Source organism: Shewanella sp. VB17 (genome assembly GCF_013248905.1).
Classification (GTDB): domain Bacteria; phylum Pseudomonadota; class Gammaproteobacteria; order Enterobacterales; family Shewanellaceae; genus Shewanella.
The window spans coordinates 3,897,158-3,911,442 of sequence record NZ_JABRVS010000001.1 but is presented as its reverse complement, the minus strand read 5'-3'; the positions used below and the strand labels follow the sequence as shown (position 1 = coordinate 3,911,442).

14 protein-coding genes are annotated in these 14,285 nt (G+C 40.3%); 7 read left to right on the top strand and 7 right to left on the bottom strand.

The window, feature by feature from the left end; genetic code table 11:
• Nucleotides 1–145: 145 nt before the first annotated feature.
• From HQQ94_RS16870 to HQQ94_RS16850, 5 genes are all read left to right on the top strand, one after another.
• Nucleotides 146–565, top strand: coding sequence for a YqaA family protein (locus tag HQQ94_RS16870; protein ID WP_173295503.1), 420 nt, complete (start codon nucleotides 146–148; stop codon nucleotides 563–565).
• A 41-nt stretch (nucleotides 566–606) separates the two neighbouring features.
• Nucleotides 607–3,441, top strand: a complete 2,835-nt coding sequence (locus HQQ94_RS16865) for a pitrilysin family protein (RefSeq protein ID WP_173295502.1) — start codon at nucleotides 607–609, stop codon at nucleotides 3,439–3,441.
• 223 nt (nucleotides 3,442–3,664) lie between these two features.
• A complete protein-coding gene (gene gshA, locus HQQ94_RS16860) occupies nucleotides 3,665–5,290 on the top strand; it encodes a glutamate--cysteine ligase (RefSeq protein WP_173295501.1) in 1,626 nt (541 codons plus the stop codon).
• The gene (locus tag HQQ94_RS16855) at nucleotides 5,291–5,728 is read left to right on the top strand and encodes a hypothetical protein (RefSeq protein WP_173295500.1); all 438 of its coding nucleotides are present in this window, start codon (nucleotides 5,291–5,293) and stop codon (nucleotides 5,726–5,728) included.
• 95 nt (nucleotides 5,729–5,823) lie between these two features.
• Nucleotides 5,824–6,441, top strand: a complete 618-nt coding sequence (locus tag HQQ94_RS16850) for a hypothetical protein (RefSeq protein ID WP_173295499.1) — start codon at nucleotides 5,824–5,826, stop codon at nucleotides 6,439–6,441.
• A gap of 77 nt (nucleotides 6,442–6,518) precedes the next feature.
• On the opposite strand, the gene HQQ94_RS16845 is transcribed toward HQQ94_RS16850, so the two are convergent.
• Both HQQ94_RS16845 and purE read right to left on the bottom strand, forming a co-directional pair.
• On the bottom strand, nucleotides 6,519–7,667 hold the full coding sequence (locus HQQ94_RS16845; RefSeq protein WP_173295498.1) for a 5-(carboxyamino)imidazole ribonucleotide synthase: 1,149 nt from the start codon (nucleotides 7,665–7,667) through the stop codon (nucleotides 6,519–6,521).
• Nucleotide 7,668: 1 nt separating this feature from the next.
• Nucleotides 7,669–8,151, bottom strand: coding sequence for a 5-(carboxyamino)imidazole ribonucleotide mutase (gene purE / locus HQQ94_RS16840; RefSeq protein WP_173295497.1), 483 nt, complete (start codon nucleotides 8,149–8,151; stop codon nucleotides 7,669–7,671).
• A 742-nt stretch (nucleotides 8,152–8,893) separates the two neighbouring features.
• Here purE and HQQ94_RS16835 point away from each other — a divergent pair.
• Together HQQ94_RS16835 and HQQ94_RS16830 are read left to right on the top strand one after the other, a co-directional pair.
• The gene (locus tag HQQ94_RS16835) at nucleotides 8,894–9,451 is read left to right on the top strand and encodes a sigma-70 family RNA polymerase sigma factor (protein ID WP_173296688.1); all 558 of its coding nucleotides are present in this window, start codon (nucleotides 8,894–8,896) and stop codon (nucleotides 9,449–9,451) included.
• Complete coding sequence (locus tag HQQ94_RS16830; RefSeq protein ID WP_173295496.1) at nucleotides 9,441–10,157, top strand: hypothetical protein; 717 nt, start codon at nucleotides 9,441–9,443, stop codon at nucleotides 10,155–10,157. Before HQQ94_RS16835 ends, HQQ94_RS16830 begins: the two co-directional genes overlap by 11 nt.
• 45 nt (nucleotides 10,158–10,202) lie before the next feature.
• Here the strand turns inward: HQQ94_RS16830 and HQQ94_RS16825 are convergent, their stop codons facing one another.
• The 5 genes from HQQ94_RS16825 to HQQ94_RS16805 form a co-directional block, all read right to left on the bottom strand.
• Nucleotides 10,203–10,679, bottom strand: a complete 477-nt coding sequence (locus HQQ94_RS16825; protein WP_217274053.1) for a hypothetical protein — start codon at nucleotides 10,677–10,679, stop codon at nucleotides 10,203–10,205.
• A gap of 217 nt (nucleotides 10,680–10,896) precedes the next feature.
• Nucleotides 10,897–11,355, bottom strand: a complete 459-nt coding sequence (locus HQQ94_RS16820) for a hypothetical protein (RefSeq protein ID WP_173295495.1) — start codon at nucleotides 11,353–11,355, stop codon at nucleotides 10,897–10,899.
• Nucleotides 11,356–11,474: 119 nt separating this feature from the next.
• On the bottom strand, nucleotides 11,475–11,819 hold the full coding sequence (locus tag HQQ94_RS16815; protein ID WP_173295494.1) for a DUF3325 domain-containing protein: 345 nt from the start codon (nucleotides 11,817–11,819) through the stop codon (nucleotides 11,475–11,477).
• Nucleotides 11,820–11,850: 31 nt separating this feature from the next.
• Nucleotides 11,851–13,479 (bottom strand): PepSY domain-containing protein, encoded by a 1,629-nt coding sequence (locus HQQ94_RS16810; RefSeq protein WP_173295493.1) that lies wholly within the window; start codon nucleotides 13,477–13,479, stop codon nucleotides 11,851–11,853.
• A 3-nt stretch (nucleotides 13,480–13,482) separates the two neighbouring features.
• On the bottom strand, nucleotides 13,483–13,782 hold the full coding sequence (locus HQQ94_RS16805) for a hypothetical protein (protein WP_173295492.1): 300 nt from the start codon (nucleotides 13,780–13,782) through the stop codon (nucleotides 13,483–13,485).
• Nucleotides 13,783–14,285 lie beyond the last annotated feature (503 nt).

Genomic DNA, 14,285 nt, shown 5'->3' with positions numbered 1-14,285 from the left:
ACTTGCAAGACAAACCCATTTCGTTATAACTTATTGTGATAGTGAATTTTGTTTTAATAACCCTGGTGGGTAGCATGAAATTAGCTTGATAAACTCTTAGTATTCATTAATAAAAAATTATTATTTATCATTAGGTAAGCTATACATGTCAGCGTTATTGTTAATGTTCACAGCTGCTTTTTTTGCTGCGACCTTGTTACCGGGAGGATCTGAAATTCTACTGGTAGCGCTGTTAAATGAAAATCCTTCTACTTGGGCTTGGTTAGTGGTTGTTGCGACGTTGGGCAATTCGCTTGGTGCAATGACCAGCTTTTATTTAGGCCGTTTGGGGCGGTTTGCACGAGCACCTGAAGAGATGACTAGGGGTAAGTACCGTCACTCTTTAGTACTCATTGAAAAGTATGGTTATTGGGCACTTTTGCTCTCTTGGGTACCTTTTATGGGTGATCTTTTGTGTTTATTAGCGGGTTGGATGAAACTTCCACTGCTTAGATCGACTCTGATGATATTAATTGGTAAGTGTATTCGATATCTTTTAGTGGCAGCTTTTGCACTTTATGGATGATAAAATGACTGAGTAGTGCTTAGTCTATAAGGGGTTTGACAGTGAAAAAATGGATATTAACCGTGGCTATTTCTGCTGTGTTGGCGGGATGTGCGAACCAGCAAGTGGAATCAAATTTACCTCAAGGTGTGACCTTGCTTGAGTCTGTGAGTGTTGCTAAATCTGAAGTCGGTATTGCTTACAAAAAATATCAATTAGCCAATGGGCTTACGGTGCTTTTGCACCAAGATAAATCAGATCCCTTAGTGAATGTTAACGTGACTTACCACGTTGGATCAGCCCGTGAGTTAGAAGGACGCTCGGGCTTTGCGCATCTTTTTGAGCATATGATGTTTCAGGGCTCGGAGCATGTCGGCGACGAACAGCATTTTAAAACGGTTACCGAAGCTGGTGGAACACTTAATGGCTCAACGAATACAGATAGCACGAATTATTTTGAAACGGTACCGAGTAATCAATTAGAAAAGATGCTCTGGTTAGAGTCTGATCGGATGGGCTTTTTTCTGCCTGCATTAACGGAGAAAAAATTTGAAGTTCAACGTGAAACGGTTAAAAATGAGCGTGCTCAACGTATTGATAACCAGCCTTATGGGCGTATGGAGGAATTGTTTAATCAAGCTTTCTATCCTGCTGGACATCAGTATTCTTGGCCCGTTATTGGTTGGCCTGAAGACCTGGAACGGGCGAGTGTAGATGATGTTAAACATTTCTTTAAACGTTGGTATGGTCCAAATAACGCCACGTTAACGATAGGAGGGGACTTCGATGAAATGCAAGTTTTGGCGTGGGTCAATCAGTATTTTGGTGAGATCCCATCAGGATCAGAGGTTAAAGCGGATAAGAAAGTTTTAGTTACTTTAGATAAAACTCGTTATATTTCAATGGAAGATAAAATACATTTACCGCTTATCCGTATAGGTTTTCCTACAGTGTATGAACGGCATAAAGATGAAGCTGCTCTCGATCTCCTTTCAAACATTCTTGGCGGTGGTAAAACCTCTATTTTTTATAAAAATTTAGTGAAAGAGGGATATGCGGTTCAAGCCGGGGTTAGCCATCCTTGTCAGGAATTGGCGTGTCAATTCTCACTATATGCGTTGGCTAACCCAGCTAAAGGGAGTCAATTGAAGGATCTTGAACAGCGGATGAAAGACTCGATTGACGAGTTTGAAGCACGCGGCGTTACCGATGACGATTTACAAAAAGTGAAAGTGCAGTTTGAAGCGGGTACTATTTTCGGCCTGCAAAGTGTCTCCGGTAAGGTCTCTGCACTGGCCTTTAATCAAACATTTGGGGGGAACCCTAATATGATCGCATTAGATTTAGCTCGTTATGCCAATGTGACTAAAGCGGATGTCATGCGGGTCTTTAATACGTATATTAAAAATAAACCTATGGTAGTGATGAGTGTCGTTCCTGAAGGACAAAAGGAATTAATTGCCCATCCTGATACCTATACCCCACCAGCCACTCACGTTTCAAATGTTGCAGTGAAAGGAGGGGTTAATTATCAACAGATCATTTCAGCATTTGATCGAAGTGTGATGCCTGCAGCCGGTAAATCACCAGAGTTAACATCACCTAAGTTGTGGCGTGGTAAGCTCGCGAATGGGATTGAAATCATTGGTACCGAAAGTCAAGAAACGCCAACGGTTGAGCTGTTAATATATCTCAATGGTGGACACAGGTTAGTGCCTGTCAAAAAAGCAGGATTAGCCGGACTAACTGCAGCCATGCTCAATGAGTCAAGTTTGAAACACAGTACAGAGCAACTAGCACAAGCATTGGAAATGCTAGGCAGCAGTGTGAGCTTTGGAGCCAGTGGGTATCAAAGTTTCATCAAGGTATCAAGTTTGACTTCCCATTTAGATGAAACCTTAGCTATCGTCGAAGAACGGCTGTTTGAACCTGGATTTAAAGCTAAAGATTTTCAACGCCTTAAGCAGCAACAGCTGCAAGGTTTACAGCACATGATGTCCGATCCAAACTATCTAGCTAGTAACGCATTTGATGGTTTGGTCTATGGTGCTAATAGTCCGCTAGGTGTGAGTACAAGTGGCACGTTAGAGACGGTATCAGCATTAACGTTAGAAGATGTCATTGCTTTTTATCATCAACAATACACAGGTGGAAATGCACAAGTTGTTACTGTGGGCAATTTAGATAAAGCGGAGATTTTATCTAAGCTTGCTGGCTTATCCCATTGGAAAGGAGAAGCTTCTGTATTACCAGCATTAGGAAATTTACCGACGCTTAAAGGTGGGACTATTTATATACTCGATAAACCTGGAGCTAGTCAGTCCGTTATCAAATTAGGTAAACATGGCTTACCTTGGGATGCCACTGGTGACTTTTTTAAATCATATCTGATGAATTATCCGCTAGGTGAGGCTTTTAATAGCCGTATTAACCTAAACCTTCGTGAGGATAAGGGTTATACCTATGGCGCACGTAGTTATTTCTCTGGTGGCAGTGAATTGGGATTATTCGGCGCTCAAGCGAGTGTCCGAACCGATGTAACATCTCTGGCATTAATTGAGTTTATTAAAGAGATAAAAGGATACCAAGCTTCCGGGATCACTGATGAAGAGCTGGATTTTATGAAAGCCTCAGTGTCTCAAAGTAAAGCGTTAGACTACGAAACACCATACCAAAAAGCAGGATTTATGCGTCTGATTCAGCGTTATGAACTTGATGCCGATTTTACTGATAAGCAGACTGAAATCACTAATAATATGACTAAAGTTGAGCTTAATAAGTTAGCTAAAGAGCAATTGAGATTTGATCAAATGATCATCGTCATCGTTGGAGATAAAGCTAAGATCGAGGCGGATATTAACGCACTTGGATATCCAGTCTCAATTTTAGAGTTGTGATTTGATAAACTGCCCCATATATCTAGAAGGCTAGTGGGCAGTAAACATGTTAATGTTAGGCTTAAGTGAAAACATTAACATGATACTGCTCTACTTTACAGGATGAATAATCCCACAGGAGATGGAGTCTATTCACTGTGTATTTGTCCTGTTGAACTGCCTTGTTAATGAAGGTTGCCAACATCAATTAACTCAGTGTACTCTGACTTACATATAAGCGAAAATGATGAAACAAGAGAAGAATATGTTGAACGCTTTCAATGAATTAATTGATCATCTCTCAAACCCTGAGGGTCGTCATGCACTACAAGGGATGCAGCGTGGTATTGAACGCGAGGCATTAAGGATTAATCGCTCTGGACACTTGGCGCTTGACAGCCATCCACAAGCGTTAGGATCGGCGTTAACTCACTCGCGTATCACCACAGATTACAGTGAATCATTGTTAGAGTTTATTACTCCGGTTTACCGTGACATAGATGACTTACTGGAAGATTTGACTTATACCCATGCGTTTACCGTTCAAAATCTTGATAACCAAAGACTGTGGCCAGTTAGCATGCCATGCTATGTTGGTGATGTGAAAGATATCCCCATTGCTGATTATGGTATTTCTAATCAAGGGTTGATGAAGAGTTTGTATCGTAAGGGACTGACTTATCGATATGGTGCCCAGATGCAAATTATCTCGGGAGTGCACTTTAATTTTTCAGTTTCATCAGAGCTTTGGAACAATTTGTATGAATTCTCAGGTAGTTCACTTGCCAAAAGTGATTTTATCTCAGAATCTTATCTTGGACTTATTCGTAATTATCGCCGTATGGTGTGGGTATTACCTTATTTATTTGGCGCTTCACCTGCTATATGTGGCTCATTTATTAAGCAACAAGAGACAGATATTCCATTTGAGAAAATGGGTCAGGGGACACTCTATCTTCCTTATGCAACTTCATTGAGAATGAGTGATCTTGGTTATACCAATAAGGAACAAGAACAGTTAGACATTAGCTACGATTCTCTTGAAAAATATTTGATAGGTATAAAAGCGGCAATTGATAAGCCTTCTAAAAATTTTGAAGACATAGGTGTTAAAGTCGATGGTGAATATCGCCAGTTAAATGCCAATGTATTACAGATTGAAAATGAATTCTATTCACCTATTCGGGCTAAACGAGTGACTGAAAATGGTGAAAAACCCTCCGAAGCACTGGCCAGAGGAGGTATCGAATATATAGAAGTAAGGGCATTGGATGTGAATCCTCATAGCCCAATAGGCATTGAAGCTTCACAGATCAGATTTTTAGATCTCTTTTTATTGCACTGTCTATTAAATGTATCTCCTTCGAGTGATGCTTTTCAGGAAGCAGAAATTTCGAGTAATTTAAACCGTGTTATTTTAGAGGGACGTAAGCCTGAGCTTGAGTTAAGCCAAAATGGTGAACCTATTTTACTTTCCTCCTGGATGAATCAGCTCTTTGATGAACTTGATTGTTTATGTGAGTTACTTGATAGAGAAGAAGATAAAAGTTATCGCGAAGCCCTGATACATTGGCGTAGAGCGGTTGATGACCCTGAATTATCAATTTCTGGCTTGGTGATGAAAGAGCTAAACACGTCTAAAATTGATCATGGTTATTGGGTGAAATCTTTAGCCGAAACTTACTACCAAACATTGAATGAATACCCACTACCTGAAAGTGTTAAGCAAGCGTATCGAGACGCGGCAACTAACTCTATCGAAAAACAAAGAGTGATGGAAGCTGAGACAACTCAGAGCTTTGATTCGTTTCTTGAAGATTATTTTGCTGAGCCTTGTTTAGCGGGCCATACACAAGTAAATCGTGCTTAAATGAAACCACAATCCTATTATTATTTACTGTTTTTAGGGCTAGCGATACTCATATCTGGTTGTGCTTCACAACCAGATACTCGTCGGTATTGTGGTACGGTATCTGGTTATCTAGAGCCTAGCCCTGAGCAAGATTTGTATCGTGCTGTAGTGACACATTTAAACGGTCAACCTGTTATTTCTAAGCCAAATTATCAACTTTCTCCAGGAGAGTATACATTCACTTTAGCTGAACTAATTAGCTCTCCTGCATTAAAAGTAAAGTTGGCTGCGAGAACACCTAAAGAGCTATCAATCACAGTTGAGGCTAATCGGAGATATCATTTCGCTGCTAAGTTTAATACAGATAAAATATACCGAGGTGTAGACACTGGTTTTTGGGAGCCTAAAATTTGGCGACAAGAAGAGGATGAGTGTGAACTGCCTGAGGTTAAGTAATGTTGTATTTTGAACTTATTGGGTGAGAGTTGCTTCTTTTCTTCATCAATGTGACACTATGTCTTCGATAATTAAGATTTTCGGTATTTGAATTAATGACAGTTCCTTCTTACATTGTGGTGATAATTTTGGCTATTTTAACGTCAGGTTGTGCCACATCGCCTCCACGAGAGCCTGAGAATTTATGCTCTATTTATCAAGAAAATCGCTCTTGGTATGAAGCTGCTAAAAATACTCAGGAGAAATGGGGAGTTCCTGTACACGTTCCTTTGGCTATGATGTATCAAGAAAGCTCATTTAAGCATAATGCCGCTCCACCAATGGAATATTTTCTGGGTTTTATTCCTATAGGTCGTGCCAGCGATGCTTATGGATATGCTCAAGCAAAAACCATGACGTGGGATGATTATGTCAATGAGACGGGTAATTCATGGTCAAGTCGCAGTGACTTTGATGACGCCATGGATTTTATGGGCTGGTTTATCTATAAAACTAATAAAATCAATGGTGTCTCTAAGTGGGATGCGCGTAATCAATACCTTAATTATCACGAGGGTTGGGGTGGATATAAGCGTAAAACTTATAATAAAAAAGCTTGGTTGGTCAAGGTTGCTAAAAAGGTGGATGATAGATCTAAGCGCTATGCAGAGCAGTATCGAACCTGTAAGGAAGATCTTGACTCATCTTGGTTATGGCGGTTATTTTTCGGTTGATTTTAAAGCATAAAAAACCGAAATATAAAAGTGTAATATCGGCTAGATAATACCAATTAGTATTATCTAGCCGCCAGTTAACCTTGTAACAAGCGCTCTGACATTGCCCGAACGCCAGGATAATCTTGTTCAGGTAGTATTTCTGACAGTAGCAGTAGTTTATGGCCTAACGCGATGTTGTCTTCAGCAGATACATTAATATGACCCATTTTACGGCCAGTTCGTTGTGTTTTACCATACCAGTGACTTTTAACATCATCAATCGCTAGTACCTGCGTTGGGATAGTAGATTGACCCAATACATTGATCATCACACTCGGCTTTTGTGCGCGAGTATCTCCTAAAGGCAATCCAGTCACCGCACGTAGGTGGTTTTCAAATTGACTACAAGCAGTCCCTTGTTGGGTCCAATGACCCGAATTATGTACGCGAGGGGCGATTTCGTTGACCATCAAGGTGCCTGAAACCTCAAAAAACTCGATAGCCAGTACGCCAACATAATCCATAGATACAGCCAGCTTGTTAAAGGCATTGATTGCTTGTTGTTGGATGTTATCATCCACCTTAACCGCTAGAGATAGAGTGAGGATGCCATTGGTATGCTGGTTTTCAGTGATAGGGTAGGTTTTTACATTCCCCTTTTTATCACGGACACCAATCAGAGATACTTCACGATCAAATGGGATCATCTTCTCAGCAATGATGGTGTGGGGGAAGCTCTCAGTCCCACTCGCAATAAATCCGGCCATTTCAGCCCAAATAGATTCAACTTGATCTAACGATTTTAAACGCCACTGTCCCTTGCCATCATACCCTGCTTGGCAAGTTTTTATTACAAGGGGTAAATCGAGCACAGAAACGGCATCTAAGAGATGCTGTTTTTGTGTGATCAACTGATAGGGTGCTGATGGGACATCAGTTCTATCGAGTAGATCTTTCTCAATACTGCGATCCCCCCCTGTTTTAATGGCTGCTTTACCGGGATGAAACTTGCCACTTTGACAGCACAGAGCCAAGACATCATCAGGGATATGTTCAAACTCAGAAGTGATCACATCAACGGTGGAGATAGCTTGTTCTAAGCTTTGTTCAAACACTTGATAGGTAAGTGGATGAATGATTTTTTGAGAGCTAACATCAAAAGCGCGCACATTTAAATTCAGCGGCGCCCCCTCTAAACTCATCATACGTGCTAGTTGTCCAGCACCTAAAATTAATATGTTCATATTAAATAGCAGGATCCGGGTTAAGAAGTATGGAGTCAGTTTGTGCCTGACGGAAAGCCTCTATTTTTGCAAAAATTTCAGGTTGCTGACACCCTAAAATCTGTGCCGCTAATAAACCTGCATTGGCAGCACCAGGATCGCCAATAGCTAAGGTACCTACCGCGACACCTTTAGGCATTTGGCAAATAGAAAGTAAGGAGTCTATCCCGTTTAGGGCTTTAGATTTAACCGGTACTCCCAACACTGGTAAGCTGGTATGTGCGGCAACCATTCCTGGAAGGTGCGCAGCACCACCTGCACCAGCAATAATGACTTTTATGCCACGCTCTGCAGCAGTTGAGGAGTATTCAGCGAGTAGCTGTGGGGTGCGATGTGCTGAAACCACGCGTGTTTCATAGGCAATACCAAATGTATCTAACATTTGCGCCGCATGTTCCATGGTTGGCCAGTCTGATTTGGAACCCATAATGATACCAACTTTCATACATACTCCTTCGTAGGGTGAGCTTAAAAACACGACATAGGTGAAATTTTCGCATGATTATACACATACAAGCTGGTTAATCGAAGCCTTGCAGGCAAATTGCTCAAGTTGATTAAGTTTATTACGTTTATGATAGCTGGATGGTGCATTAATGATATTTCTTAACCACTTTCTGCTTTACCTCCGTTTATACCTTTACAACGACAACCGTTGAATGTCATTAGATAGTCTCATGTAAGTTAAATTAAATGACGGTGCGAATAGCAAAGGTTTTATATTTCAATATGTTTAATAACATCAGTAATGAGTTCAAGTTTTGCCTTAGTCGCAGGCAGTGACCAATCACCAGCGGAGTTGATCTCAAGCAAAAGAGTATCAAAGCTCAAAGCTACTGATACCACAATAAGGGAATTATCAGGGTGGAGCAGTGGGTTAACTTTTGCTCCTACTGATAGCCAGTAACCAATACAGTTTCATTAAACCATTACAGTCGGCATTAAGCAGCTTTGATTAAGAGAGTGAGGATTTTGAGTAAAACTGCAAGGTTGTTGGCAAAGCCGTTGTCACACTACATGGAGCAATCAGATGAACTTGGGATAGACAAAGAGGGTTTAGCGGTGCACACTTTCGATCATTAACGCCTTGGAGTAATACAGACAACTAAGGTCAAAGTATTTATTTGGAGAGTCATGTGGCAGAAGCATTAGATAAGCGGGTCGAGGCTGACGTTGATCAACAATTGATGTTTCGATATGCTCAAGGGGATGTCTCTGCATTTGAGTCCTTGTATCAAAAATATAAAGGGGGACTTTATCGCTACTTTGTACGCCAGATTGGCGATCTTCAGTTGGCGGAGGATCTTTATCAAGAAACTTGGAGCCGGGTGATTAAAGCCGCTGTAAGGTATGAAAGTAGTGCAAAATTTACGACTTGGTTATATCGCATTGCTCATAATTTACTTGTTGATCATATTAGAGCTGTAAAGCCTGTAGATCTCTTTAGTGATGTGTTCAGTGAAGAGCATGATGCTGATTCATTTCTTTCCAATAATACAGAATCACCCGATACTCAATTAATCGAGGATGCTAAGGCTAAGTTGCTCAAACATTGTATTGCACTCTTGCCTAGTGTGCAAAAAGAGGCCTTGTTGTTGAATATGGAAGGTGGGTTTACTGCTAGTGGGATTGCCGAAGTCGTCGGCAGTACACTTGAAGCTGCCAAGAGTCGTATTCGCTATGCGAATCAGGGGTTAAAAGCCTGTGTGATGAATAAGTGGCAGGAGGTTGAAAATGCAAGATGATAATGCAAGTAAGCCTGCTGAATTTGATCGTGACCTTCAGCTTTGGTACCGTGCTCAGGCAGAGGAAAATGCAAGTGCAGAGCTTGATGATGCTATCATGACGTTGGCCAAAAGCGCAGTAGAAAAAATGGAGGATAATCATTTTGTTGTTGAAAGCAGTGTTTGGCGTCGCTATCGCTGGCCAATTTCATCAGCAGCTTCGGTGATGCTTGTGGCAACCTCGCTATTGGTTAACCAAGAGATGACGCAGGAGATAGTATCAGATGAGATTTATACTCCAGCTATGATGCAGATGAGAACGCCATTACAAAAAGAGTCTATCAGGCATGATAAGACAGGACCTGCTTTAATGCAGATCAGTTCCGGTGTTCAAGAGCAACAAGTACAAACGGATATTAATACTGAACGAACTGAGCCGCTAAGTGAAGACGTGAAAATGAGTATCGGATCCTTAGCAAAGAGCCAACCGAACAATAGAATGCCACAACGGGAGGCGGTTGTGAGTGCTAAACAAGCACTGAATCATCTTGAAAATTTAGTGAAAAAAGATCAATGGAACGAAGCTAAAAAATTGATATTTAAGATGCGTAAGGTGTATCCGGAATTACGAAATAAAGAACATCCTGAATATCTAAGATGGAAAACATTAAGCGAGCAAGTCATTATTTCTCTGCCTAACCCGAATGAGCCAATGGTAGATAAATAACGGTTAATATTCATTAGCCTCTGATATAACTATGATATTAGGGGCTTAAAATAGCTCTTTAAACCAATCCCAGACTCCGAGTGATGTTCCTTCTAGTAAATCGACACCCAGTGCTGATTTAAGGATATAGAGAGTAAAGATGCCAACCAGTAGGCTGATGGCGATAAAACTCACCATCAGGCCTATAAACATTAACATTGAGGCATGTCTTTCGCGGCGAGTGTAGGCACGCCTGTTTTTTCCAAGTAAAAAAACATAAAAAAAACGCCAACGAATAAAAGGGAAAGCCAAAGCGCCTCGATTATCGATAAAATGTTTTCCCCAAGTACGATCACCAAGAGAAACCCGAATACCTTGAAGCTGTATATCTGTATAGCTATCAGCTATCTGAGGCGGCAATTTTTGTAGCAGTTTTTCAATGATAGGATCTTGCCTGATGGGTAAGGCTTCTTCATCGCTGAGGAGATCTAAATCCTCTTTTATGTGATCTTTTATCTCTTTATCTTCTGTTATTAACCCCATCTTTAACCTGCAGTATTGATAAATATCAGTTAAGTATAGGCATGCAATTGAGTTGTACACAGTTGCTAATAATTTGGTGACTGAACGGCATTCAATTAGTTACCTTTTTAGTCATCGATAATGTAAATAAAAAATAGTGGGAGAGCAATAATTCTTGTTATGGTTTATGAATTTAGCTTTGTACTGTGATCGTATCTTGGCTTGCTGTGTGGAGATGTTACTCATTTATCATTTGCGCCATTTTGGCGTAGGTCTGCATCGCTGATACTTGCTGTTGATGTGCCTTACGATTAACAACAGTAGCACGTGCATCATCATTATTTGATAAGTAATACACGGTTGAAGCTGACATTCCTTTGCTGTTACCTGTAGCAAATCCAGCTATATATGAATAAATTTGATACTGGTTTTTTGCTTTGCGAAACTCAAGGTAGTTTTCTACCTTGTCTCCGCCATAAGGAAACGAAGGTTTCGCTGGTAAGGTTGTCGTTTCACCCGTTGCTATCGATTGAGCTAAAAGTTCAGCTGCTTGAACTGAAATGGTCACGAGATCCATTGACGCACTATTTTTATGTTGGTTAACAGTTGAGTGTACCTTAGAGTCTGGGTTTATTGCTGTTTTAGAGGTGACGCCATATGCTTCATGTGTACTGTGTGACTGTGGGGTAATTTGCATACTAGTCTCATCATGTTAAAAATAGAATGGACAGGTATGATATGCTGATTTAGCTGAACACTCACTGAATGTGATTGAAAAACGCTCAGCTATATGAAAGTATTTAGTGGGAATACAGGTTAGTTAATAAACATTAAAGTTAATCCCAATGACGTTAAACCTGTCATAAAATACGGCAGGTATCGAGGCAAGTAGGTAGCCGTTAAAATAACCAAGAGTCCTGCAAGCGATATAATGCCTGTAAACATAATACTGCCATAAGAAACCCCTTGATTGTTGATGGCTATGCCGTAGCTTATGGTTAGGATTGCCCAGCCCAGCCAATGTAATCCTCGGCTTATTATTTGAGTGGGAGAACGCTTAAAGGAGTCGCGAAAGTGAGAAAACATCGCCAGAGCCATGCATCCTAATGCAAGGTAGCTGAAACTTAACAAGCTGAGGACTACGCTGTTTGAAATAATCATTTAGACTCTCTTTTATATTACAGATATAGGCTTATCTGTCGCTCGGTGATAAGTCAGCGATCAAAGTGTTACTCATTTTTTTGTTAGTGTGACTCACCACTTTCGCTATGGCATTATTTTTTAGGGTGTTGGAAGTAAGCCAAAGTGCTCCTCCTATTACAGCACACATGATATCGAATCCGACTAAGGTCCATTGATGGGTGAGAATATTATTGATTAGATGGCTGCTTGATGTCAGTGCATTAAGCAGTGGTATACCGATTAAGCCTATTGATGTTATACGCAATACTAACCGCCAGCTTGTTAGTGTTCGATTAATACAGGCTAATATGGCGACGAGGACTAATGCAATAAAAAAGCTGTTTGCTTCCCATTGTGCTCGATTTATCATGTCTGTTGGAAGTATTCTATTTGCGTAAAAAAAACTGCAGGTTGCCAATGGCAGTCCAGTGATAAACGTCAGGTTCAATCCTTCCACGAGTCGTAAACTTAGGCTTGCAGCCATGCCTTTTTTAATATTTATTTGTTGTTTTTGACGGATTTTTACCGCCCACAAAAGGGTGCCTGTTGCGATCATCGCACAGCCCATTATACCGCATAGAAAGAAAAAAGCTCTGAGTACAGGCTCTGAGAATCTGGCGGTATGTAGCGACATTAACGTATCATGAGTGGTATGAACTGCTGATGAAGGAGAAGCTTTACTGATTAATTTACCTGTAATGCCATTGAAAACTAAAGAAACCCGCTTATCAGTAACAGTTTGTTGGGTATCTTGATAGAAGGTGACACGGCTATTTTTATCATAGGGATGAGTAATAACCACTTGCTTAATTGGTGACTCTCCCCAAAGTAATGTGACCTGCGCTAATAATGTACTCAGTTCAACCATCTCATCGTGGACTCCAATAGCTTCAACTTGCTCAATGCGCGGTTTTACTTCAGTACGAAATGCACTCACATCGCCATCATAGGCTGTCATTACCCCCCAAGGCATATACATAACCATTAAGGTAATAAGGCCGGTGTAGGTGATCATTAAGTGATAGGGGAGGGCTAATACAGAACTAATGTTATGAGCATCGAGCCAAGAACGACTGGTTTTGCTACGTCTGAATTTAAAGAAATCTTTAAATATACGTTTATGGATCACTATGCCACTGATAAGAGCCAATAGCATAAACATAGTACAAAACCCCACTATCCAACGGGCGATATTAGTGGGTAAATAATGAAGATCGAAATGTAAACGATAGAAGAAATCGCCCCCACGGGAATCACGAATATCAGTGACAACCCCTAGATCCTGAATTTTGATGACATGCTCAATAAATTGGCCATAACTTTGGTCTGGTTTAGGCTGTGTTTGCCAGCCATAAGTTAAGTAAGGTTTTCGTTCAGTAGGTAAGTTAATTCGCCAATCTTTAGCACCAGTAGCATGGGTGGATAAATAACCTTGTCCTGTTACGAGTTGTTCGTTGATTTTTTCTGTTTGGTAGTGTTGAAATACGTCTTTATGTAGTTCTGGTTGGGTCCATAGTGAGATTTCGTGGCGATAATAGCTCACCGTGCCAGCAAAAAAAACTAATAATAAAACCCAACATACGAGTAAACCGACCCAAGTATGCAACCAAGTCATGGTGCGAAAAAATGTTTCTTTCATAACTTAACCTATGACTAAGATGGCAATATAAAAAATAGCGCTTGTAGATAAGAGATCACGCCATGCTTGCCCACTTTTTTTGACACTAAAAGACCACAACGCTGCGGCCACATAGAATATAAATGATAACATCATTGCGCTAAGCACACTTTCTGCTGTAGGAAGTGGTAATGCGATAGAGAGAAGTCCACAAGCTGTTGCTGCGACAAAATAGCCTCCGATGATAGCGGCTAGTGAGCGAGATAAAATATCAACACCCGATGTTGTAACGTATTTGCGCCACTTTATATGAGTTAATACCACGGTTTTGGTCCTAATGAATTGCGCTTAACATATATCGGTTAAGCATAATATAATGATTTTACATGAATATCCATTAATGAGAACTATTTCTATTTAGATTTAATTTGTAAAGGTGTCGATTGGATCTCAAATATGCTCGTTATGTTAAGTGATCGGCTTCATGTAGTGGGGTCTTTTTTATGAGAGTTTTAGACCAAATCGTAGGATCTTAGTTTATGCTTATTAAGTGTTTTACAATAATTTTTATAGATGAGTAAAAATGTCACACTTTGTTCGTTTTTATGACGATTAGTTTAGTTTTATCTTAATGTTTGACATTGAATCTCTCAAAGTCTTGCTTTTGTGACATATGAGGAGTAAGTATTAGTTAGCGAGCTGAATGGTCCATCGCACAGCATATTTTTTGCTGCTATATACCATGAAAGTAAGTTATAGTATTGATAATATAGCTTTAAATGACATTGTAATTTATTTCTGAAATCGATACGCAATTATAAAAATTT